The organism is Ferrovibrio sp. GW821-FHT12F09 (assembly GCF_058806775.1).
Genome location: NZ_JBXAPZ010000001.1, coordinates 1,866,064 through 1,888,053 on the forward strand (window position 1 = coordinate 1,866,064; position 21,990 = coordinate 1,888,053).

20 protein-coding genes are annotated in these 21,990 nt (G+C 60.4%); 16 read left to right on the forward strand and 4 right to left on the reverse strand.

All coding sequences use genetic code 11. From position 1 onward, the window contains the following. The first annotated feature begins 13 nt into the window (after positions 1–13). Positions 14–946, forward strand: coding sequence for a VOC family protein (locus AC1ROB_RS09255; RefSeq protein WP_492971478.1), 933 nt, complete (start codon positions 14–16; stop codon positions 944–946). 9 nt (positions 947–955) lie between these two features. On the opposite strand, the gene AC1ROB_RS09260 is transcribed toward AC1ROB_RS09255, so the two are convergent. The 4 genes from AC1ROB_RS09260 to AC1ROB_RS09275 are packed head-to-tail and all read right to left on the reverse strand — an operon-like array spanning position 956 to position 6,153. Next, the gene (locus AC1ROB_RS09260; RefSeq protein WP_492971477.1) at positions 956–2,485 is read right to left on the reverse strand and encodes a UxaA family hydrolase; all 1,530 of its coding nucleotides are present in this window, start codon (positions 2,483–2,485) and stop codon (positions 956–958) included. A gap of 29 nt (positions 2,486–2,514) precedes the next feature. Continuing rightward, complete coding sequence (locus AC1ROB_RS09265; protein WP_492971476.1) at positions 2,515–3,687, reverse strand: fumarylacetoacetate hydrolase family protein; 1,173 nt, start codon at positions 3,685–3,687, stop codon at positions 2,515–2,517. Then, positions 3,680–5,119, reverse strand: a complete 1,440-nt coding sequence (locus AC1ROB_RS09270; protein ID WP_492971474.1) for an amidase — start codon at positions 5,117–5,119, stop codon at positions 3,680–3,682. Before AC1ROB_RS09270 ends, AC1ROB_RS09265 begins: the two co-directional genes overlap by 8 nt. Continuing rightward, the gene (locus AC1ROB_RS09275; protein ID WP_492971473.1) at positions 5,116–6,153 is read right to left on the reverse strand and encodes a LacI family DNA-binding transcriptional regulator; all 1,038 of its coding nucleotides are present in this window, start codon (positions 6,151–6,153) and stop codon (positions 5,116–5,118) included. The genes AC1ROB_RS09270 and AC1ROB_RS09275 overlap by 4 nt, the downstream gene beginning before the upstream one ends. Before the next feature lie 285 nt (positions 6,154–6,438). Here AC1ROB_RS09275 and AC1ROB_RS09280 point away from each other — a divergent pair, with 285 nt between their 5' ends. From AC1ROB_RS09280 to AC1ROB_RS09350, 15 genes are all read left to right on the forward strand, one after another. Further along, positions 6,439–7,380, forward strand: a complete 942-nt coding sequence (locus AC1ROB_RS09280; protein WP_492971472.1) for an ABC transporter permease — start codon at positions 6,439–6,441, stop codon at positions 7,378–7,380. Positions 7,381–7,448: 68 nt separating this feature from the next. Further along, positions 7,449–8,270 carry an ABC transporter permease gene (locus tag AC1ROB_RS09285; RefSeq protein WP_492971471.1) on the forward strand — a complete coding sequence of 274 codons (822 nt, stop codon included), beginning with the start codon at positions 7,449–7,451 and terminating at the stop codon, positions 8,268–8,270. A 4-nt stretch (positions 8,271–8,274) separates the two neighbouring features. Beyond that, positions 8,275–9,288, forward strand: coding sequence for an ABC transporter ATP-binding protein (locus tag AC1ROB_RS09290; RefSeq protein ID WP_492971470.1), 1,014 nt, complete (start codon positions 8,275–8,277; stop codon positions 9,286–9,288). Next, positions 9,285–10,262: an ABC transporter ATP-binding protein gene (locus AC1ROB_RS09295; protein ID WP_492971469.1), complete on the forward strand. Its 978-nt coding sequence runs from the start codon at positions 9,285–9,287 to the stop codon at positions 10,260–10,262. Before AC1ROB_RS09290 ends, AC1ROB_RS09295 begins: the two co-directional genes overlap by 4 nt. Then, positions 10,259–11,881, forward strand: a complete 1,623-nt coding sequence (locus AC1ROB_RS09300; RefSeq protein WP_492971468.1) for an ABC transporter substrate-binding protein — start codon at positions 10,259–10,261, stop codon at positions 11,879–11,881. Before AC1ROB_RS09295 ends, AC1ROB_RS09300 begins: the two co-directional genes overlap by 4 nt. A gap of 65 nt (positions 11,882–11,946) precedes the next feature. Then, complete coding sequence (locus AC1ROB_RS09305; protein ID WP_492971467.1) at positions 11,947–12,396, forward strand: RbsD/FucU family protein; 450 nt, start codon at positions 11,947–11,949, stop codon at positions 12,394–12,396. Further along, entirely contained in the window at positions 12,386–13,423 is a 1,038-nt protein-coding gene (locus AC1ROB_RS09310; protein WP_492971466.1) for an aldo/keto reductase, read from the forward strand. Before AC1ROB_RS09305 ends, AC1ROB_RS09310 begins: the two co-directional genes overlap by 11 nt. A gap of 5 nt (positions 13,424–13,428) precedes the next feature. Next, positions 13,429–14,271 carry an amidohydrolase family protein gene (locus AC1ROB_RS09315; RefSeq protein WP_492971465.1) on the forward strand — a complete coding sequence of 281 codons (843 nt, stop codon included), beginning with the start codon at positions 13,429–13,431 and terminating at the stop codon, positions 14,269–14,271. 203 nt (positions 14,272–14,474) lie between these two features. Further along, positions 14,475–15,683, forward strand: a complete 1,209-nt coding sequence (locus AC1ROB_RS09320; protein WP_492971464.1) for a diaminopropionate ammonia-lyase — start codon at positions 14,475–14,477, stop codon at positions 15,681–15,683. A 1-nt stretch (position 15,684) separates the two neighbouring features. After that, positions 15,685–16,620 carry an N-carbamoyl-D-amino-acid hydrolase gene (locus AC1ROB_RS09325; RefSeq protein WP_492971463.1) on the forward strand — a complete coding sequence of 312 codons (936 nt, stop codon included), beginning with the start codon at positions 15,685–15,687 and terminating at the stop codon, positions 16,618–16,620. Further along, positions 16,617–16,874 carry a hypothetical protein gene (locus tag AC1ROB_RS09330; protein WP_492971462.1) on the forward strand — a complete coding sequence of 86 codons (258 nt, stop codon included), beginning with the start codon at positions 16,617–16,619 and terminating at the stop codon, positions 16,872–16,874. Before AC1ROB_RS09325 ends, AC1ROB_RS09330 begins: the two co-directional genes overlap by 4 nt. Continuing rightward, positions 16,871–18,295: an amidase gene (locus tag AC1ROB_RS09335; protein ID WP_492971461.1), complete on the forward strand. Its 1,425-nt coding sequence runs from the start codon at positions 16,871–16,873 to the stop codon at positions 18,293–18,295. The genes AC1ROB_RS09330 and AC1ROB_RS09335 overlap by 4 nt, the downstream gene beginning before the upstream one ends. A 170-nt stretch (positions 18,296–18,465) precedes the next feature. Next, positions 18,466–20,079, forward strand: a complete 1,614-nt coding sequence (locus AC1ROB_RS09340) for an ABC transporter substrate-binding protein (RefSeq protein WP_492971460.1) — start codon at positions 18,466–18,468, stop codon at positions 20,077–20,079. Positions 20,080–20,138: 59 nt separating this feature from the next. After that, the gene (locus tag AC1ROB_RS09345) at positions 20,139–21,092 is read left to right on the forward strand and encodes an ABC transporter permease (RefSeq protein WP_492971459.1); all 954 of its coding nucleotides are present in this window, start codon (positions 20,139–20,141) and stop codon (positions 21,090–21,092) included. 3 nt (positions 21,093–21,095) lie between these two features. Further along, complete coding sequence (locus AC1ROB_RS09350; RefSeq protein ID WP_492971458.1) at positions 21,096–21,986, forward strand: ABC transporter permease; 891 nt, start codon at positions 21,096–21,098, stop codon at positions 21,984–21,986. Positions 21,987–21,990 lie beyond the last annotated feature (4 nt).

Consider the following 21,990-nt stretch of genomic DNA (forward strand, 5'->3'; position numbering starts at 1 on the left):
AAGGAGTAGCAGGATGTCGATTCTGGGTGTGGATGGCGTCGTATACGGCGTCGAGGATATGGCGCTCTGCCGTCGCTTCTTTGCCGACTGGGGCCTTAAGGAAACGACCGATGGCCGTTTCGAGACCCTGGACGGCTGCACGGTGGAACTGCGTGCGGCCGACGATCCCGGGCTGTCACCGGCTTTCGAGACCGGTCCGACTCTGCGCGAAGGCATCTGGGGCATCGATACTGTGGCGAACCTGCAGGTACTGGAATCCAAACTAAAGGCGGCCGGCATTGCCCTGACCAAACGTCCGGACGGTTTCGCCTGTGTCGATCCCTGCGGCCTGACGATCTCTTTCCGTGTCACCCGGCGTCGCAAGGTGCAGGTTACCGGCGCTGCCAGCAATACCATCGACCAGCATCGCCGTATCGACACGCCGAGCCCGATCTACCAGCGGGCTGAGCCGGTGAATATCGGCCATTACGTGCTGTTCGTGCCCGAGATCGAACCGATGCAGAAATTCTACATCGAAACGCTCGGCTTCCATTTGTCCGACAGCTATCCGGGCACCGGCCTGTTCTTGCGCTGCAACGCCGAGGGCGGGCACCACAATCTTTTCCTGCTGAAGAGTCCGAACGGCCAGGCCGGCATCAACCATGTCGCCTTCACGGTGCGTGATTTCCACGAAGTGATTGGCGGCGGCATGTATATCAACCGCCAGGCCTGGGAGACGCAGCTCGGGCCGGGCCGGCATCCGATCTCTTCAGCTTTCTTCTGGTATGTGAAGAATCCGGCCGGCGGTCTGGTCGAATATTACACCGACGAGGATTACCTGACCGAGAAGTGGCAGCCGCGCGAATTCGAGAAGAAGCCGGAAATCTTTGCCGAATGGGCGGTCGCCGGCGGCATCGATGGCGAAACGCGGCGTCAGAAGGCCAAGGACAGCGCCTCGGCCCACTGATCTACGCCGTTACATCGTCGCGCCGATCTGCCACGGCACGAATTCGGCATCGCCAAAGCCGAGCTCTTCGCTTTTGGACGGCTTGCCGGATGCCACGTCGATGATCTTGTCGAAAATCTTCTGACCCATATCCGGGACGCTGATGCCTTCATCCAGTACGGCACCACAGTTGATGTCCATGTCCTCTTCCATGCGGCGATACATGGCCGAGTTGGTCGCCAGCTTGATCGAGGGCACCGGCTTGGCACCGAACACTGAGCCGCGACCGGTGGTGAAGCAGATAATATTGCCGCCGCCGGCGATCTGTCCGGTAGCCGAGCAAGGGTCGTAGCCGGGCGTGTCCATGAAGACGAAGCCCTTGGTATCCACTGGCTCGGCATATTTGTAGACGCCGCGCAGGTTGGTGGTGCCGCCCTTGGCCGCCGCACCCAGCGACTTTTCCAGGATGGTGGTCAGGCCGCCCTTCTTGTTGCCGGGCGACGGATTGTTGTCCATCGAGCCGCCGTTGCGCTCGCAATAACCTTCCCACCAGCGGATCCGTTCGATCAGCTTTTCGCCGATGGCAGGATTTTCTGCGCGGCGGGTCAGAAGATGCTCCGCGCCATAGATTTCCGGTGTCTCGCTCAGGATGGCCGTGCCGCCATGGCGGACCAGCAGGTCGGCTGCCGCCCCCAGTGCCGGATTGGCGGTGATGCCGGAATAGCCGTCCGAACCGCCGCATTGCAGGCAGAGTGTCAGGTGCGAGGCCGGCACGGTCTGGCGCTGGATGGCGTTGGCGGCCGGCAGCATATCCTTCAACTGGGCGACGCCGCGCTCCACGGTCTTACGCGTGCCGCCGCTGTCCTGGATGGTCATGCTCTGCAGGCGCGGACTGTGCTTCAGGCCCTGCGCTTCCATCATGAAATCGATCTGGGCCACTTCGCAGCCCAGGCCGAGCATCAGGACGCCGGCGAAGTTCACATGCTGGGCATAGCCCCAGAGCGTGCGCTGCAGGTTGCCATAGCCTTCGCCCGTATCCGCCATGCCGCAGCCCGTGCCATGCACGATGGCGACCACGCCGTCGACATTGGGATAATCGCGCAGTGCGTCACCCTTGAAGGCGTCAGCGATATAGCGTGCCACTGTAGCTGAACAGTTGACGCTGGTGATGACGCCCAGATAGTTGCGCGTGCCAGCGCGGCCATTCTCACGCATATAGCCCTCGAATGTAGCCTGCTGGCCATCGGGGAAATACAGCGTCGGGCGCATGTCAGCGCCATAGGCATAATCACGGCTGAAATCGCCCATGACCATGTTCTGGGTATGCACATGCTGCCCGGGCTCGATCGGCATGGAGGCGAAGCCGATGATTTGGTTGTACTTGCGCACCGCTTCGCCCTGGCCGATTGGCGCAGTGGCCACCTTGTGGCCGGGGGGAATGATGCTGCGGCAGGTGACATTGCCACCTTCCACGCTCATGCCGGGCTGCATCTCGCTGCGCGCCACAACCACATTGTCATTTTCGTTCAGACGGATCACCGTCGAGACACGATCCAGCATACAGCTCTCCCACGACTTTGACCGGCAGTTTAACGCAACAGGCCGCGCTGTGCGAGGTTGCGCATCAGTGCACGACTGCCAAATACCCATGGTGCGATCCGGTCGCAGAGATCTACCCGGTTGACCAGCCCACCAAGCCGGGGTGACCAGATGGTGACGATATCGCCGGGTTTGTGTGTGAAGCCCATGCCGGGTGCATCGCGATCCTGGATTGGCGCAAACATCGTGCCGGTGAACAGCATCGCTCCGTCCGGGTATTGATGGCTGCTGCCGAAAGCCTGTTCGGCCAGATCGAGCGGGTCACGACTGATTTTGGCCAGATGTGAACTGGCTTCCAGGCGGAAATTGTCCCGTCCTTCGATCACTAGACTGACTTCGACACGACGGAGGTCATCCAGCGTGAAATGGCCATCGAACAGTCGGATGAACGGGCCGATGGCCGAGGATGCGTTGTTGTCCTTTGCTCGGCCTAGCAGCAGAGCGCTGCGGCCTTCCACGTCGCGCAGGTTCACGTCGTTGCCGAGTGTAGCGCCGACGATTTGTCCCTTGCTGTTCAGGGCGAGGACGACTTCCGGCTCGGGATTGTTCCAAGTCGATTCCGGATGGATCCCGACGTCCATGCCTGTGCCAACAGATGCCATCGGCTGGCACTTGGTGAAGATTTCTGCATCGGGGCCGATGCCGACCTCCAGATACTGCGACCAGGCACCCCGCTTGATCAGGGTTTCGCGCAGACGCATGGCCTCCGGCGAACCGGGTTTGATGCGGGCCAATTCCCCGCCCATGGCGGTTGCGATCTCGGCGCGGACGGCTTCGGCGCGGCTGGCGTCGCCGCGAATCTGTTCCTCGATGACGCGTTCGATCAGGCTGTCGGCGAAGGTGACGCCAGCGGCTTTCACCGCCTGCAGATCACAGGGTGCCAGCAGATAGGGCACTGTCTGCGTAGCCGTATTGGCAAGCAGGTCGGCGAGCCGGCCGATCACCGGAGCAGCCTTGGCCGCTTTTGCCACGTCGGCTGCCGGATTGTCCCGGTCGAGCAGTTCGCTGCTGGTCGCGGCCAGTGCAGAAAGATCCACAACATCTTCGCCGCGCAATGTCGCGACGACGGGGCCTGCCGGGTTGCCCTTGATCCAGGCGCGTCCGACCAGTGTGGCCTGGTCATGATCTTCAGGCAGGCAGGCGGCGAGAACGGTATCACGCATGGATAGTGTCCTGATCGGCGGAAACGGGAGCACGAGGATCAATGATATTGGGCGGCAGGGCGAGCAGTTTTTCGATCCATGCTGCGGTGCGAAACAACTGGGCTTCTGAACGCGGCCGGCCAATGATCTGTACGCCGAATGGCAGACCGGCCTTTGAAAAACCGACCGGCAATGCCAGAACCGGACAGCCCAATAGCGACGTGATGGCGGTAATCGCGATCCAGTCGATATAGCTCTGCTGGGGCTGGCCATCGATTTCGGTCAGCCAGCGCTGGGATACCGGAAAGGGCAGGGCGGTCACGCTGGGGGTGATCAGGACATCGTGGTCCTGGAGGAATGCGATCACGCGGCGATACATCTCGGCGCGATAACGTTCTGCCGCACCGGTATCCGAAACCGACTGCTGCAGGCCACGCTCAATATCACTCATCACTTCCGGCGTGAACTGGCTGCGATGATGCGCGAGGAACGGCTCCCAGGTGGTAACATAGGCAGCCCCACGCAACGTCAGCAGGGCGGAGAGCGCGCCGGTAAAATCCGGACTGTCGCGGTGTACCTGAACGCCACTGGATTCCAGTTGCTTTACGAAGCGGCCGCCGAGATTGCGGACCTCGTCCTGCACGGGCAGGCAGCCGAGATCGTCGGACCATGCCACGCGCAGCGGTTTAGAAGGCTGGCGGGCATGGCCGAGAAAAGGGCCGTCGTCGGACGGAGCCGATACCGGATCGGCGGCATCGAAGCCGACCATGGCGTCGAAGAAAAGAGCAAGGTCGCTGACATCACGGGCCATCGGGCCGTCGACGAAAATCATCTCAAACGGATTGAGCGCGCTACGGCGGGGCACGCGACCAAGCGACGGGCGCAAGCCGGCAACCCCACAGAAGCTGGCCGGAATGCGCAGCGAACCGCCGGCATCGTTGCCATGGCCGAGCCAGACCTGGCCGGTGGCGAGCGCCACGGCCGATCCGCCGGTGGAGCCGCCGCAGGTCAGTGCCGTGTTCCAGGGATTGCGCGTCGTACCCAGCACGGCATTGGTGGTATTAGCGCCGCCTAGTTCGGAGAGATTGGATTTTCCAATCGGGATACCGCCATTGCGCTCGATCAGTGCAATCGTTCGGTCGGACTGCATGGCGACGCGATCAGAAAAAATGGGCGTACCGCCGGTGGAGCGCACGCCGCCCACATCGGCATTGTCCTTGATCACGAAAGGAATACCGCCGAGCAGTGTACTGGCAGGATTAAGGCTCTCTGCCTGTTCGCGGGCCCGCTCGAAGCAGTGGGTCGGCACGGCATTCACCATCCCGTCCGTGGCTTCAATGCGGTGGATGGAGGCTTCCACGAGGTCAATCGGCTTGATTTCGCGCCGATGCAGTAAGTCGTGGACGGCAACAGCGGACAGCTTAATCAGATCGTTACTCATGTTGACCTTCAACGGACCAGGTCGACTGGCGCCAACGAGGATAACGGCGCCGCACAGGATTCACGGATGGCTAGCTTGGACTCCAGCACATGCAGGCTGCCGGTCCCCTGGCGACTCCCCGAAATACGATCCATCAGCAGGCTGACCGCGGTTTCCCCCATTTCGCGTACCGGCTGGGCCACTGTGGTCAGGCGGGGGCGGAACACATCGGCCCAGGGGAAATCATCGATGCTGATGACCGAGACGTCGTCCGGGCAGCGCAGACCCAGATCGCTTAAAGCCCGCATCATGCCGATGGCCATGAGATTGTTGGCCGCGAACAGGGCGGTCGGCGGTTGCGACAGGCGCATCAGGGTTACAGTGGCGTCATGCCCCTGTTGCTCACGAAACCCTGCTTCACAGACCAGCGCCGGGTCGAAGGGCAGGCCGCTGGCATGCAAGGCCTCGCGGTAACCACGCTGACGGTCTGCGCCGGTGGTGACACTGGCTGGGCCTGAGATCAAGCCAATGCGGCGATGGCCGCGGCGGATCAGATGCTCTGTCGCCTGGTAAGCAGCAAGGCGGTTGTCCAATACCACAGCATCGAACCCGAAGTCCTCGAAGGCGCGGTCGACCAGCACGATGGGAAAGCGCATCTGTGACAGCAAAGCCGTGCGACTAAGCGAGGCTTCACCGGTGGTGGCAAGGATCACGCCGTCCACCCACTGCGAGCGCAGTACCTGCAGATGTTTTTCCTCGCGGGCCGGTTCCTCGTTGCTGTTGCATAGCAGGACGGAATAACCACGCTGGCTGGCCAGCACCTCAACCGCCTGGACCAGTTCGGTGAAGAAGGGGTTGGTGATATCGGCGACGATCAGGCCGATCAGCCCGCTGGACTGTTTGCGCAGACTGCGCGCCGCTGCACGTGGCGCGTATTGCAGGGTTTCGACAGCTTTGAGCACCCTGGTCCGCAATTCGTCACTGACCCGGTTGGGGTCGTTGATCGCATTGGACACGGTTGCCACCGAAACTTCGGCCAGTCGTGCCACATCGCGGATTGTCGCCATGATCCTGCTCAGATTGAAACGTTTAATATATGTATTAGGTTATGGCAGAGGCCTCTAGGGCTGACAAGAGGTTGCATCCATACGCGGCCGGAAACACCCACTAATACTGCAATAGCGAAGGATTTTGCTGCATCGCAAGATGCGCCATCCTGTCAAAATTCTGAATCGCTCTTGCCAAAGCAAATCGAATCTGGCACAGGTTTGTAAAACGTTTTACATAATGCCGCATGGCGTGCTGGAGGGAATAGTGGTTGCGCAGTATGGGGCTTTGACCATGGAGGCGGCATGATTGGCTATCTGCTGCGCCGGGTATTGGCCACAATTCCGGTGCTGGGGCTGGTGGCAGTATTCGTTTTCCTGCTGCTGCAGATGACCCCGGGCGACCCGGCCATCGTGATTGCCGGTGATTACGCCACCACGCAGCAGATCGAAGCGATCCGCCAGCAACTGGGGCTCGATCGCCCGGTGCTGGAGCAGATGGTCGGCTGGTTCGGCCGTCTGGCCCAGGGAGATCTCGGCACCTCGATCTTCTCGCGTCTGCCGGTAACCAGTCTCATCGCCCAGCGCATAGAGCCGACAGCGCTGCTGACCCTGTACACCATCCTGCTTTCAGTCGCTTTTGCAATTCCGCTGGGCGTTCTTGCCGCCTATCGCGCAGGCGGATGGGTTGACCGTGCCGTCATGGGCTTTGCCGTACTGGGATTCTCCACGCCGGTTTTCGTGGTCGGCTTTCTGCTCGCATATGTCTTCGCGCTGACACTTGGCTGGTTCCCGACCCAGGGCTATGCCCCTTTGAAAGACGGCTTGTTCGGCTCCCTGCGCAGCCTGACCCTGCCGGCAATAACGCTGGCGCTGCTTTACGCAGCTTTGCTGGCGCGCGTTACACGCGCCAGCGTACTGGAAGTGCTGGCGGAGGATTATGTTCGCACCGCTCATGCCAAGGGGTTGGCGCCGCAGCCGGTCCTGGTCGGCCATGCTCTCAAGAATGCTGCCGTGCCAATCGTTACGGTGATTGGTGTCGGTGTTGCGGCGCTGCTGGGCGGTGTCGTGGTCACCGAGACCGTGTTCAACATCCCGGGGCTTGGCCGGTTGACGGCCGACGCGATTTTGCGCCGCGACTATCCGGTGGTGCAGGGGCTGATCCTGCTGTTTGCGGCCGTCTACGTGGTAATCAATCTGTTGGTCGACCTGAGCTATATGCTCTTCGACCCGCGGATCCGGTACTAGTCATGACCGTTAGTGATACCGTTGGTGCTGTAGCTGCTCCTGCCTGGATGCGTCGGGCAAACCATGTCGTGGCGTTCCTGCGTCGTCACCCAATCATCCTGTTCGGCACTTTGGCCCTGCTGGCTCTGATCGCAGTCGCAGCTGCAGCGCCTTATCTGTTGCCGGATCCGAAGGCGATCAACCCGATCTATCGGTTGCGCCCGCCGGGCGAGGACTATTGGTTCGGTACCGATCACCTTGGCCGGTCGATCCTGTCCCGCACCCTTCACGGTACCCGTGTCTCGCTGTCAGTGGGCACTCTGGTCGCAGTGCTGGTTACCATTCTCGGGGTAACAATCGGCCTGGTCTCCGGTTTTCTGCGGCGACTGGATGGCATTGTGATGCGGATCATGGATGGCATTATGGCCATACCGGGCGTTCTGCTGGCCATTGCATTGATGTCGCTGTTTGGCTCCAGCCTGCAGAATGTGGTGATCGCCATCAGCATTCCGGAAATCCCGCGCATGGCGCGCCTGGTGCGAAGCGCTGTCCTTAGTATTCGTGAGCAGCCCTATATCGACGCTGCCATTACCAACGGCACTCGCCTGCCCCGACTGCTGCTGCGGCATGTGCTGCCCAATACTGTTGCCTCGGTTCTGGTGCAGGCAACTTATGTCTTTGCCTCGTCGATGATCCTGGAGGCCGTGCTGTCTTTCCTTGGCGCCGGTACGCCGCCGGAAGTGCCCAGCTGGGGCAACATGATGGCGGAGGGGCGGCAATACCTGCAACGCGCCCCTTGGATCGTGGCGTTTCCCGGCGTGTTCCTGGCGCTGCTCGTGCTGATGGTCAATCTGGTGGGCGATGCGCTGCGAGACGCTCTCGATCCCCGCCTCGCTCGCCGGCAGGGCTGAGGCCATGACACGTCACACTCAACCCCTGCTGACCGTCGAAAACCTTACGGTATCGTTTGAGCTGCCACATGGCACGTTGCCAGTGGTGCGCGATCTTTCTTTTACGGTCGATCACGGGGAAACCCTTTGCCTGGTTGGCGAAAGCGGCTGCGGCAAAAGCATCACGGCGCTGGCCCTTCTACGGCTGCTGCCAAAACGCATCGCCCGCATCACCGCTGGTCGGATTATGTTCGACGGTGTGGACCTGACGACGCTGGATGAGCCGGCCATGCGTCGCATCCGCGGCAACCGGATTGCGATGATTTTTCAGGAGCCGATGACGTCGCTGAACCCGGTTTTGACCATCGGACGGCAGATTGGCGAAGTGCTGCGCCTGCATCAGGGGCTGACGCGTCATGAAGCAGACGAAAAGGTGGTGCGTCTGCTGGAGCAGGTGCGAATCCCGGATGCCAGGCGGCGCTTGCGCCAGTACCCCCATCAACTCTCCGGCGGCATGCGTCAACGCGTCATGATCGCCATGGCTTTGGCCTGCAGTCCGCAATTGCTGATCGCGGATGAGCCGACCACCGCTCTCGATGTAACCATCCAGGCGCAGATTCTGGCGTTGCTGGATGAAATTCGTACCGAAACCGGTGCGGCCGTCATCATGATCACGCATGACCTTGGCGTCGTTGCCGAAGTTGCGAATCGCGTCATGGTTCTTTATGCCGGTCACAGTGTCGAGACTGCTGCCGTGAACGACCTGTTCGATGCACCTTGTCACCCTTATACCCGCGGGCTGATGGATTCTGTGCCGCATCTGGCACTGCACCGTACCGCCTCGGATCGTCTGCGTGAAATCCCGGGTATGGTCCCGTCGCCCTTTGACATGCCATCCGGTTGCAGCTTTGCGCCCCGCTGCGATCGCGCCGACGATGCATGCCTTGTTACACCCGAACTTCTGCCCAATGGCAGCGGGCATGCCACTGCCTGCTGGCATGCAACGGTTCCCGGACAGCGGAAGGCTGTCGCACGATGACAGCTGTGCTTGAAGTCCGTGATCTGGTCAAACATTACCCGTTCCGCCGCGGGTGGTTCGGGCGTGGCGAAGCGGGAGCCGTGAAAGCGGTCGATGGTGTTTCCTTCATCATCCCGCGTGGGGAAACCTTGGCACTCGTGGGTGAAAGCGGTTGCGGAAAATCCACCGTTGCCAAACTGATCCTGCGCCTTGTCACGCCAACCGCGGGCGCCGTCCTGCTTGATGACACCGATCTGGGTGATCTTGACGGCGAAAGTCTGCGGCAGGCACGCAGACGTATTCAGATGGTATTCCAGGATCCGTTCGCTTCGCTCAACCCGCGACTTTCGGCTTCCGAGATTGTTGCGGAACCCCTGATCAACTATGGCATTGACGATGGTGCGGGGCGTGCGCGAACGGTCGATGCCTTATTCGACCGTGTCGGCTTGGCCGGCTATCAGCGCGACCGTTTCCCGCATCAGTTCTCCGGCGGCCAAAGGCAACGGCTCGGCATCGCACGGGCGCTTGCGCTGAATCCGTCTCTGGTCGTGGCCGATGAGCCGGTTTCGGCACTGGATGTTTCAGTGCAGGCGCAGATTCTGAACCTGCTTGCCGACCTGCAGCGCGACCTTGGTCTGTCCTATCTGTTCATCAGTCATGACCTGGGGGTCGTGGAATATATCAGCACGACTGTTGCCGTGATGTATCTGGGTGCCATCGTCGAGATGGCGCCGCGGCAACGCTTCTTTTCCGCTGCGGCGCACCCGTATTCGAGAGCTTTGCTGGAAGCTGTGCCATCGCCGGATCCTCGTGCCCGTCGTAAGCGCAGCCTGCTGGAAGGCGAGGTGCCAAGCGCCAGCGCTCTGCCAAGCGGGTGCCGCTTCCGTACACGATGCTCGCGCGCAACCTCGGTCTGTGCCGAAGCGCCGCCGCCCTTGATTGAACTGGCGCCACAGCATCGCGTTGCCTGTCATCACCCGATCATTTCACCATGAAGTCAGTAAAACAAACGCAGATAAACAGAGGGAGGAATCTTATGAAAAACGCTTTCAAATGGCGGGGCCTCGCATTTGCGGCTGCGGCTGCCGTGCTCCTGCAAACCGGACTGGCGGCAGCGCAGGGCAATGTCCTGCGCATCCGGCCGTTCGGCGATCTCAAGGGGATCGATCCGATCGTCAATTCCGACTACATGGCGCGTAATCATGGCTACATGATTTACGACACGCTGTTTGCCATGGATGAAAAACTGGCGATCAAGCCGCAGATGCTGGAGAAGTATGAGGTCAGCACGGACGCCATGACCTGGACCTTTGTGCTGCGCGATGGCCTGAAGTTCCACGACGGTCAGGCCGTGACGGCGAAGGATGTGGTCGCTTCTCTGCAGCGTTGGGGCCAGCGCGACGGCCTGGGTCAACAGCTGATGGCGAATACCGCAACCCTTGAGGCCGCCGACAGCAAGACAGTCAAGCTGGTGCTCAAGCAGAAGTGGGGCCTGGTGCTGGATGCGCTGGGCAAGCCCAGCTCGAATGTTCCGTTCATCATGCCGGAACGTATCGCCAAGACGCCGGCGACGGAGTCACTCACCGACCCGGTTGGTTCGGGGCCGTTCATCATGAAAAAGGATGAATGGGTGCCGGGATCCAAGGTCGTTTACATCCGCAATCCGGATTATAAGGCACGCAGCGAGCCGGCTTCGGGTCTCGCCGGTGGCAAGCAAGCCAATGTCGACCGGGTCGAGTGGCTTTATATGGCCGATGCGCAGACGGCACTGAATGCTCTGCAGGCCGGTGAAGTCGATATCTTCGAGGAAGTACCGCCGGATATGCTTGGCCTTCTGGCCAAGAACAACAAAGTCAAAGTGCTGCCGCAGGATTCGCTCGGTGTGCAGGTGGTATTCCGTATGAATAGCCTGCAGCCTCCGTTCAACAATCCGAAAATCCGGCAGGCCATTCGCTACATGGTCGATCAGAACATTTTCCTGCGCGCCTATGTGGAAGATCCCAAGCTGTATAAGGACTGCCCGTCTTTCTACATGTGCACCTCGCCCTATTACACGGATGCCGGCTGGGTAAAACAGGATCTGGCCAAGGCCCGGCAGCTGGTGAAAGAAGCCAATTATGATGGTTCGCCGGTGGTGGTGCTCCATGGTACCGAGGCTGGCATCACCAACACCTTCAGTTCGGTGGCCGAACAGCTTATGCGCGACATCGGCCTGAAGGTCGAGCCACAGTCGATGGATTGGGGCACGCTGACGGCGCGGCGCACCAGCAAGAAGGCGATGAATGAAGGTGGCTGGTCGTTGTTTATTTCGGCGCCTACCGGTGCGGATATGATGGATCCGCTTGGCCATCTCGGCCTGCGCTCCAACTGCGACGCGGCATGGTTCGGCTGGCCCTGCGACGAGCAGATCGAAAAGATGCGGAGCGAGTTCGCCGTAACGCCTGACCTGGCCAAGCGTCAGGAAATCGCCAAGGCATTGCAGCTGCGAGCGGAAGAAACTGTACCCTATGTTCCGCTCGGCCAGCTATCGCTGGTGCGCGGTGTTTCCACCAAAGTGGATGGCATTCTGAACGCTGCCATTCCGGTTTATTGGAACATCAAGAAGAGCAATTGAGCCATCGGAAGCCTGCCGGACTGGAGTCAGCCCGGCAGGCGACCGGCCAACAAGTGAGCCTTTTCATGTTGCTGGGTATCCCGACTGTTATTGATGCCGATCTTTTACATACCCTGGCCAGCATGGGCCACGGGGATGAACTGGTATTGGCGGATGCGAATTTCCCCGCGGCTCGATTGGCGCGGCGGCTTATGCCGGCGGCTGGTGTTGACGTATCGCGTCTGGCCGAAGCGATTCTAAAATTACTGCCGTTGGACGATTTTGTGCCGTCACCCCTCGCAGTTATGCAGCCGGTCAGGCCACAGGATCAGGATGCTCCGGCCCTGAAGGATCTGACCCAGCTTTTGGCACGGATCGTTCCGGGTTTTGCTGTGGAGCAGGTGAAGCGTGAAGAGTTTTATGACCGTTCCGCCAGGGCATTTGCGATTGTCGCCACAGGAGACGCGCGGCCGTATGCCAATTTGATTATCAAGAAGGGTGTTATCGCCCAGGGCAAGCCGGGTTATGTCGCTTGAACTGATGCAGGATCATCGTGTGGAGCGTCGCAGGGCATTGGGTCGGACGGCTCTGACGCTGACCGGGTTGGGGTTGGGCGGGGCACCGCTTGGCAACCTTTATCGGGCTGTCGATGCCACAGAAGCGATGACCGTGGTTCAGGCCGCCCATGATCGTGGCATTCGTTACTTTGATACGGCACCGCTTTATGGCAGCGGGCTCAGCGAAAGCCGGATGGGCCATGCTCTTTCAGGTATTCCGCGCGGCGACTATGTGCTTTCGAGCAAGGTCGGCTGGCTGCTGGATGACGATGCCAGTATCCGGCAGGACGGACCTTATGTCGGGCTGCAGGGCAAGCGCCGCCGGTGCGATTACAGCGCCGATGGGGTGAAACGTTCGCTGGATGCCAGCCTGCAAAGATTGGGCGTCGATCGGATCGATATTGTATATATCCACGATCTTGATACAGCTTGTCACGGAGAAGCTCTGCCACAGCGCTATCGTGAAGCGATGGATGGCGCTTACGTGGCCCTGGCCGAGTTGCGCCGCCAGGGTTTGATCGGGGCCATTGGTTTCGGGGTCAATGAATGGCAGATATGCGAACAAGCCATGCAACATGCCGACTTCGACTGCTTTCTGCTCGCGGGTCGGTATTCGCTGCTTGACCAGTCGGCACTGACAAGCTTTCTGCCAGCCTGTCAGCAGCGGCAGATCGGCGTCGTGATCGGGGGACCTTACAATTCCGGTATCCTGGCAAGCGGGCCAGTCCCGGGTGCCTATTACGACTATTTACCGGCTTCGGCGGCTATTCTGGAACGTGCGGCGCAACTGGAAGCGCTGTGTCACCGTTACCATGTTTCACTCGCGGCAGCCGCCATTCAGTTTCCGGCATTTCACCCGGCCGTGGTCTCTGTCGTGCCGGGAGCAAGAAGCGCTAAAGAAATTACCTTGAACATTGATCTGTATGAACAGCCCATTCCAGTGGCGTTGTGGGCCGAATTTAAGGCCGCAGATCTGTTACCGCATGATGCGCCGGTACCGATGTAAGGGTCATGCTCCGGATCGACGCGCATCAGCATTACTGGCAATTGCATCGCAGCGACTATGCCTGGATGAACAGCGCGCATGCAAGAATACGTCGCGATTTCATGCCAGCGGATCTGGCGCCGCAGTTGGTGTCGGCGGGCATAACCGGCACCGTTCTGGTTCAAGCCGACAATACGACCCGCGAAACCGACCTGCTGCTGGAAATCGCGGCCACAACGCCTTCAGTTCGGGGTGTGGTGGGCTGGGTCGACTTCACAGCCAGGAATGCCGTTGCCGAAGTCGACCGCCGCGCGGCCGAACCTGCTCTGTGTGGCCTGCGACCAATGCTGGAATTCATCGACGATCCGAACTGGATTCTGCAGGCGCAATTCGACCCGGTGTTTCGCGCCATGATCAGGCACGGTCTGTGCTTCGACGCCCTGATCCATCCTCAGCATCTGGGCGCAATAGAAACTCTGGCATGCCGCTATCCTGATCTAAAGCTGGTGATCGATCATGCTGCCAAGCCAAAAATCGCGCATTGGAAGGCGGCGCCGGCGGGCGCAGAGACCTGGAGCGCCGGCCTGCAGGCTCTGGCCCGACATCCGCAGGTCTGCTGCAAATTCTCCGGCCTGCTAACGGAAGCAGGCCTCGACTGGCAGGTTGCCGACCTGATGCCATACCTGATCGTGCTGCGTGACCTGTTCGGGCCCGAACGCCTGATCTGGGGCAGTGATTGGCCGGTCATGACACTGGCCGGCAGCTATGCTGACTGGCTCAGGGTCAGCGACGAGGTTCTGGGTGTTCTGAGCGCGAGCGAACAGGCAGCCATCTATGGCGGCAATGCCGTGAGGTTCTACGGGCTTTAGCCGTGGGCTTGCCCTGACCTTCGTCGCGTGTCTAAAGTGATCGTTGCAATGATGGAAAGTTTTCCCGCTTGACGATGCTGGCGAGGTGCGCCTGTTATGGAGGCGCTTGCATAACGTTTAAGCAGGGCGATGAACCGGTCGTCGTCATTGATCCGCTGCCGGGCGGCTTTCAGTTTGGCAGATAACTTGCTTGATCGAAAACCATGTCCATTGAATGTTTCGTCAATCCGCGTTGCCAGACCGGCAGGCCATACCCCGACCATCTAAAAGCCATACAATCTCTGGCAGCTCATGATGTTGCCTGCAGCGAGATTGCTTCCTGGCCATCCTACGCGCTGACGCCGTTGCACGACCTTAAAGGCCTGGCCGCTTCGCATGGCCTTGGCGCGGTCTGGTATAAAGACGAGGGTGGCCGATTTGGCCTGGGCAGCTTCAAGGCCCTGGGCGGCGCCTATGCGGTGATGCGTCAACTGCAGCGTATCGTTGCATCGACAATCGGGCGGAGTCCGTCCGATATCAGCAGTGACGATCTTCTGTCCGGGCGGTATCGTGATGTTGTCGCCAGTGTCGCAGTAGCCTGTGCCACGGATGGCAATCATGGGCGTTCGGTTGCTTGGGGGGCATCGCTGTTCGGCTGCGCCTGTGTCATCTACATCCACGCTCTGGTCAGTCCCAGTCGTGAGGCGGCAATTGCCGCCTACGGTGCACGTGTCGTAAGGACGCGCGGCAATTACGATGACAGCGTGCGTCAGGCCCAGCAGGATGCCACAGCGAACGGATGGATTGTCATTTCGGACACCTCCTATCCCGGCTATCGGTATATTCCGCGCGATGTGATGCAGGGCTATTCGGTCATGGTGGGGGAAGCGCTGGCGCAATGCCCGGATAAACCGACGCATGTCTTCGTTCAGGGCGGGGTCGGTGGCCTGGCGGCTGCCGCGCTGGCCTATTTATGGGAAAGCGATGCAGATCACCCCGTTTTCGTGGTCGTCGAACCAGATAACGCCGATTGCCTGTATCGTAGTGCCCGGGCCGGCCGGCCAGTCACGGTTGAAGGCAGGCTGGATACCATTATGGCGGGCCTGGCCTGTGGCGAGGTATCGCTGATTGCCTGGGATATTCTGTCGATTGGCGCGCATGCATTCATGACCATTGACGATGAATCAGCCGTTGCGTTGATGCGGCTGTTGGCTGCGTCGACCGCTGCTGATGTGCCGGTTGTTGCCGGTGAGTCCGCGGTTGCCGGTTTAGCGGGTGCGCTGGCAGCACGATCTGTTTCGGGGATGGCTGCAGCCTTGCGGCTTGATGCGACGTCCCGCGTTTTGGTTTTTGGCAGTGAGGGCGCTACGGATCCGGCACTCTATGAAAAAATCGTCGGGCGATCGGCAGAAGCCGTGCAGGGGAGGCTGTGATATGGCGCGGTTGGTAACCGTTGGCGCGGCGCAGCTTGGTCCGATTGCTCGCAACGACACGCGCGCACAGGTGATAGAGCGCCTGATCGCCCATCTGCGCGAGGCGGCACGGATGGGTTGCGATCTGGTGATTTTCCCCGAACTGGCTTTGACAACATTCTTCCCGCGCTGGTTCATGGCCGATCAGGCAGAGATTGATGTTTTTTTCGAACGCCGCATGCCGGGTCCGGAAACGCAGCCGTTGTTCGATGAGGCGCGCCGCCTCGGTTTGGGATTCTCTCTTGGCTATGCCGAACTCACCGAGCAGGATGGCCAGATTCGGCGTTACAACACATCGATTCTGGTCGATAAGGTCGGCGCCATTATTGGTAAATACAGGAAAGTGCATTTGCCCGGTCATGCCGAGCATGAGCCCTGGCGCCAATTCCAGCATCTGGAGAAGCGGTATTTCGACATCAGCGATACCGGATTCCAGGTGTGGCGAGCCTTTGGCGGCATTCTTGGCATGTGCATCTGCAATGACCGACGCTGGCCGGAAACCTATCGGGTTATGGGTCTCCAGGGCGCAGAGATGATCCTGCTTGGCTATAATACGCCGGTCCATAACCCGCCGGCCCCGGACCATGATGCGCATTCCCTGTTTCATAACCAGCTGGTGATGCAGGCGGGCGCCTATCAGAATGGCTGCTGGGTCGTCGGCGTGGCCAAGGCAGGCAATGAAGAAGGGGTGCCGATGATCGGCGGGACGCAGATCATCGCGCCGTCGGGCATGACGGTGGCCGCGACCCCGGGGGACGGCGACGAGCTGGCTGTGGCTGTCTGTGACCTTGATGCCTGCGCCAGCTACAAGAATACCACTTTCAACTTTGCGGCCCATCGCATGCCGCAGCATTATGGGCTGATCACTGCGCGCAAGGGAGCCGAGCCACCGCCATGAAACCGAAGAAGGCTGTCGTTACACCGATCACTCCGGCGGCAAAGCCGGCCGCGGCTCTGCAGCCGCCACTGGTCGCTGGCCTGTTTGCCGAGGCTGGTGTGCAATTGCGCCCCGGACGCGCCGATATCATCGCTGGCAGCCTTGGTCTTGCCGTTGCCAAATTCCGCATTGTGGCCCACAAGCTTGCCTTTGAGCGCGAGCCGGGCCTGTTTCCTTCGGCAACTGCCGAAAGCAAGAAAGTCTCGCGCAAATGAGCAAGAAGCTGCCAGGTGACTCGCTGATCAATCTGGGTCTGGCCGAAGCCGTCCGCGCCGTCGCCAAGGGACAGGTGACATCCCAGGCGCTGACCGAAGCCAGCCTTGCGCGCATCGCCGAATGGCAGCCGAAGGTGAATGCCTTTCTCAAGCTGGAGGCCGAAGCCGCACTGAAGGCGGCCAAAGCTGTCGACCGTGCCCGCAAGCGCGGCGCTAAGCTGGGCCGGTTGGCCGGTGTGCCACTGGCACACAAGGATATGTATTTCCGGGCGGGCAAGGAAAGCAGTTGCGGTTCGGCCATCCGCCGGCACTGGAAAGCCACAGAGACGGCTACTGCGTTGCAGCGACTGGATGCGGAAGGCGCGCTCGATCTTGGTCGTCTCAATATGGCCGAGTTCGCCTTCGGCCCGACTGGTCACAACTATCACTATGGCCATGCCCATAACCCCTGGAATACCGGCCGCATCACGGGTGGCTCGTCCAGTGGGTCTGCCGCCGCCGTGGCAGCGCGCATGGTTTTTGGTGCATTAGGCTCCGATACCGGTGGTTCAATTCGCCAGCCGGCGCATTATTGCGGCCTTGTCGGAATGAAACCGACTTGGGGGCGGGTCAGTCGCGCGGCTGCCATGCCGCTCAGCTATTCGCTTGATACGGTCGGGCCGCTGACCCGGCGGGTGGAAGACAGCGCACTGCTGATGGAGATTCTGGCCGGCGCCGATCCGCGCGACCCGACCGCCAGCAACCGGCCGGTCGATGCCTATGTGAAGGCCGTGCAGTCGGGCGCTGTCCGTGGTCTGAAACTGGCTGTGCCGCGCCGTTATTTCTGGGACAAGCTGAACAAGCCGAGTGCCGAATGCCTGGAGGCTGTCCTCAAGACATTTGCCAAGCTGGGCGTGAAAATCATCGAGATGACGCCACCGGACATGGAGATGATCACGGCGGCATCTTTCGTCATGGTTTCCGCCGAGGCGGCGGCCCTGCATGCGCCATGGCTGCGGACGCGCCCCAGTCTGTACAGTGACCAGGTGCGCGGTCGTCTGGAGAATGGGCTTGCTCTCAGCGCCGTGGATTACATCGATTCACAGCGCTGGCGCGGCGAGGCGACAGCCGCTTTCCTGCAGGCGATGGGTGTAGCCGATGCGGTCTTTGCCCCGGTGGCCGATAAACCGGCGCCGACACTGGAAGAGACCGATGTAGCCGGCAAACCGGAAGCAGCCAAGACGATTGCCTCGCTGACCCGATTGACCCGGCCAATCAATTATCTCGGCCTGCCGGCCATGACCGTGCCTGCGGGTTTCGTCCGCGGCGGCCTCCCGGTTGGTTTCCAGCTGATCGGCAAGCCTTTTGACGAGGCGACGCTGTACCGTCTGGGCGGGGCATATGAAGCGAAGCAGCCGACCTATGAAAGGTTGCCTCGTTAACTGTTCATGACTGTTTCCCCGGCAGAGGCACTGCTTAATTTAAAGGCAGGTTTTGGCTTCAGATAAGCATCAGCCGCTGCCGGGGTTGTTTGTGCACACAGAATCAACTCTTTTGCCCGTGGCACGGACCTTGCGTCTTCGCTCCTATCGTCCAACCTGGGGTGAAGGTCATGGTCTCAAAAAAAGTTGCTCCCAAAGTTCTCGGCCTGCTGGCCGCCGCCGCATTATGCGGACTGACCGGCATGCAGGCACAGGCGCAGGGTATCCTGCGCATCGGTATGACGGCCTCCGATATTCCGCTGACCACCGGCCAGACCGACAATGGCGGTGAAGGCATGCGCTTCATGGGCTATACGGTCTATGACTCGCTGATCAATTGGGATTTGAGCAAGTTCGACAAGCCCTCCGACCTGACGCCGGGTCTGGCGGAAAGCTGGGGCGTCGATGCCACGGACAAGACCAAGTGGACCTTCAAGCTCCGCCCGGGCGTCAAATTCCATGATGGCAGCGAATGGACGTCTGAAGTCGCCGTCTGGAATTTCGAAAAGCTGCTGAACAAGGATGCGCCGCAATTCGATCCGCGGCAGTCGGCGCAGGGCCGCTCGCGCATTCCCGCCATTGCCAGCTACAAGGCTGTCGACAAGCTGACGCTGGAAATCATCACCAAGGCGCCGGATGCCACGCTGCCCTATCAGCTGGCCTGGATCATGTTCTCGTCCAAGGCGCAGTTCGAGAAGGTGAAAACCTGGGACGAATTCGCCAAGACTCCGTCGGGCACCGGCCCCTGGAAACTGGCCGCTTTCGTGCCGCGCGAACGCGCCGAACTGGTGCCGAACCCGGATTACTGGGATAAGGCCCGCGTGCCGAAACTGGAAAAGATGGTGCTGCTGCCGCTGCCGGAGCCCAATGCCCGCGTTGCTGCGCTGCGCTCCGGCCAGGTCGACTGGATCGAGGCGCCGGCACCGGACACGGTCGCGTCGCTGAAAAGCAGCGGTTTCACCATCATCACGAATGCCTATCCGCATAACTGGACCTGGCATCTGTCGCGTGCCGAGGGTTCGCCCTGGAACGACATTCGCGTGCGCAAGGCCGCCAACCTGGCGGTTGACCGTGAAGGCATGAAAGAACTGCTGAGCGGCCTGATGATCCCGGCCACCGGATTCTTCCCGCCGGGGCACCAGTGGTTCGGCAATCCCAGTTTCAAGGTCAAGACCGATTTGGCCGAAGCCAAGAAGCTGATGAAAGAGGCCGGTTATAGCCCCGAAAAGCCGCTGACCGCCAAGGTGCTGATCTCGCCCTCGGGTTCGGGCCAGATGCTGCCGCTGCCGATGAACGAATTCGTCCAGCAGAACCTGGCTGAAATCGGTCTTAAGGTGGACTTCGAAGTGGTCGAGTGGAATACGCTGATCAACATCTGGCGTGCGGGCTCCAAGCATGAGAGCTCGCGCGGCGGCACGGCGATGAACTACAGCTATTTCATCCAGGACCCCTTCACGGGCGTGATCCGCCATCTGCAGTGCAATCTGGCGCCGCCGGCCGGCACCAACTGGGGGCATTATTGCGATCCTGATATGGACAAGCTGTTCGACGAAGTGCGAAACACCTTCGACTCGAATGCCCAGACCAAGGTGATGCAGAAGATTCATGAAAAGTATGTGGATGATGCCATCTTCCTGATGATCACCCATGACGTGAATCCGCGTGCCATGACCTCGAAGGTCAAGGGTTTCGTGCAGGCGCAGAACTGGTTCCAGGACTTCTCGCCGATCTCGATAACCAAGTGAGTTGACGGCCGGCCCTGACCAGCAGGGCCGGCCTTTTCTTTCTCAAAACCCGGCGCCCCATGCTTATCTATGCCCTCAAACGGCTGATTTATGTGCTGCCCGTTGCGTTCGGGGTCAGCCTAGTCTGCTTCATGCTCGTGCATATCACGCCGGGCGATCCGCTGACTGCGGTGATGCCGGTCGATGCATCTGCCGAATTACAGGCAGAGATGCGCAAGATTTATGGCTTCGACAAACCCTTACCCTTGCAATACGCAATCTGGCTCGGGAATGTCCTGACGGGTAACCTCGGCGTGTCGATTGCCAGCGGACGGGCGGTGTTGACCGAGGTCATGCGGGCTGTTGGCAACACGCTGATGCTGGCTGCCGTGGCGACCTTGATCGGCTTTTTCTTCGGTTGCCTCTTTGGTTTTGTCGCCGGCTATTTCCGCGATTCGGTGGTGGATCGCATTGCTTCCTTCCTTTCGGTTCTCGGCGTCAGCGTGCCGCATTACTGGCTCGGTATGGTGCTGGTGATCTTCTTCTCGGTGCAGCTCAACTGGTTGCCGGCCACCGGCGCTGGGCCGGGTGGATCGGCCGACTGGCGTTGGGACTGGGCGCATATGCGCCACCTGATCCTGCCGGCCATCACCATGTCGGTGATTCCAATGGGCGTGATCGCGCGCACCATTCGGGCCCTGGTCGCGGAAATCCTGTCGCAGGAATTCATTCACGCCCTGGGTGCGAAAGGCCTGATGGATCGCGGAATCTTCCGCCATGTGGTGAAGAACACCGCGCCGACTGCGCTGGCCGTGATGGGCCTGCAGCTGGGCTATCTGCTCGGCGGTTCGATTTTGATCGAGACCGTCTTCTCATGGCCGGGCACCGGATTCCTCCTCAATCTGGCGATTTTCCAGCGTGACCTGCCTCTGCTGCAGGGCACAATCCTGGTCCTGGCGATGTTCTTTGTCATGCTCAACCTGTTGGTCGACGTGCTGCAAACGGCGCTCGATCCGCGCATCCAGCGGGGCTGAGCAATGGCGGTTGGAACCTTCGACGATAAGGCCGTAGTTGCACCGATCCAGACTTCAGAGGGCTACTGGCGTGGTGTGATCCGGCGTCTCAGTCGTGACCCCGTTGCCATGATTGCACTGGCGCTCATTGTGGCGCTGGTTCTTATGGCGATTTTCGCCCCCTATCTGGCACCGGCCGATCCGATCAAAGGTTCGATGCTGCGCCGTTTGCGTCCGGTCGGTACGCCCGGTTATCCGCTTGGCGCCGATGAGTTGGGCCGCGACATGCTGTCGCGCCTGATCTTTGGTGCGCGGCTGTCTTTGTTCATGGGCGTCACCCCGGTGCTGATGGCGTTTGTGATCGGCTCGAGTCTGGGCGTTTTTGCCGGCTATGTTGGTGGCAGGCTGAACACGGCCGTCATGCGTACGATCGATATCTTCTACGCTTTTCCTTCTGTACTGCTGGCTGTGGCGCTGTCGGGTGCGCTGGGTGCAGGCCTGACCAACGCATTGGTGTCGCTCACCATCGTGTTTATTCCGCCGATCACGCGCGTGGCGGAAAGCGTCACCACCCAGGTGCGTAATCGTGACTATGTCGAGGCGGCACGGGCCAGCGGTGCCGGCGGGCCGACCATCGTGCGGGTGCATGTGCTGGGCAATGTACTGAGTCCGATTTTTGTCTATGCCACCAGCCTGATCTCGGTTTCGATGATCCTGGCTTCAGGCCTCAGCTTCCTCGGGCTGGGCGTTCGGCCGCCGGAACCGGAATGGGGCCTGATGCTGAATACCCTGCGCACGGCGATCTATGTCAATCCGCTGGTTGCGGCATTGCCTGGCGTGATGATCTTCATCACCTCGATCTCCTTCAATCTGTTCTCTGATAGCCTGCGTTCTGCCATGGATGTGCGCGCATGACCGT

Excerpts from the sequence above, each read along its gene's own strand:
- AC1ROB_RS09255 (WP_492971478.1), top strand. The coding sequence starts at position 14 with ATGTCGATTCTGGGTGTGGATGGCGTCGTATACGGCGTCGAGGATATG.
- AC1ROB_RS09330 (WP_492971462.1), top strand. The coding sequence starts at position 16,617 with ATGAAACCGAAGAAGGCTGTCGTTACACCGATCACTCCGGCGGCAAAG.
- AC1ROB_RS09295 (WP_492971469.1), top strand. The coding sequence starts at position 9,285 with ATGACAGCTGTGCTTGAAGTCCGTGATCTGGTCAAACATTACCCGTTC.
- AC1ROB_RS09300 (WP_492971468.1), top strand. The coding sequence starts at position 10,259 with ATGAAGTCAGTAAAACAAACGCAGATAAACAGAGGGAGGAATCTTATG.
- AC1ROB_RS09345 (WP_492971459.1), top strand. The coding sequence starts at position 20,139 with ATGCTTATCTATGCCCTCAAACGGCTGATTTATGTGCTGCCCGTTGCG.
- AC1ROB_RS09280 (WP_492971472.1), top strand. The coding sequence starts at position 6,439 with ATGATTGGCTATCTGCTGCGCCGGGTATTGGCCACAATTCCGGTGCTG.
- AC1ROB_RS09290 (WP_492971470.1), top strand. The coding sequence starts at position 8,275 with ATGACACGTCACACTCAACCCCTGCTGACCGTCGAAAACCTTACGGTA.
- AC1ROB_RS09350 (WP_492971458.1), top strand. The coding sequence starts at position 21,096 with ATGGCGGTTGGAACCTTCGACGATAAGGCCGTAGTTGCACCGATCCAG.
- AC1ROB_RS09325 (WP_492971463.1), top strand. The coding sequence starts at position 15,685 with ATGGCGCGGTTGGTAACCGTTGGCGCGGCGCAGCTTGGTCCGATTGCT.
- AC1ROB_RS09310 (WP_492971466.1), top strand. The coding sequence starts at position 12,386 with ATGTCGCTTGAACTGATGCAGGATCATCGTGTGGAGCGTCGCAGGGCA.
- AC1ROB_RS09275 (WP_492971473.1), bottom strand. The coding sequence starts at position 6,153 with ATGGCGACAATCCGCGATGTGGCACGACTGGCCGAAGTTTCGGTGGCA.
- AC1ROB_RS09315 (WP_492971465.1), top strand. The coding sequence starts at position 13,429 with ATGCTCCGGATCGACGCGCATCAGCATTACTGGCAATTGCATCGCAGC.
- AC1ROB_RS09340 (WP_492971460.1), top strand. The coding sequence starts at position 18,466 with ATGGTCTCAAAAAAAGTTGCTCCCAAAGTTCTCGGCCTGCTGGCCGCC.
- AC1ROB_RS09320 (WP_492971464.1), top strand. The coding sequence starts at position 14,475 with ATGTCCATTGAATGTTTCGTCAATCCGCGTTGCCAGACCGGCAGGCCA.
- AC1ROB_RS09265 (WP_492971476.1), bottom strand. The coding sequence starts at position 3,687 with ATGCGTGATACCGTTCTCGCCGCCTGCCTGCCTGAAGATCATGACCAG.
- AC1ROB_RS09305 (WP_492971467.1), top strand. The coding sequence starts at position 11,947 with ATGTTGCTGGGTATCCCGACTGTTATTGATGCCGATCTTTTACATACC.
- AC1ROB_RS09260 (WP_492971477.1), bottom strand. The coding sequence starts at position 2,485 with ATGCTGGATCGTGTCTCGACGGTGATCCGTCTGAACGAAAATGACAAT.
- AC1ROB_RS09335 (WP_492971461.1), top strand. The coding sequence starts at position 16,871 with ATGAGCAAGAAGCTGCCAGGTGACTCGCTGATCAATCTGGGTCTGGCC.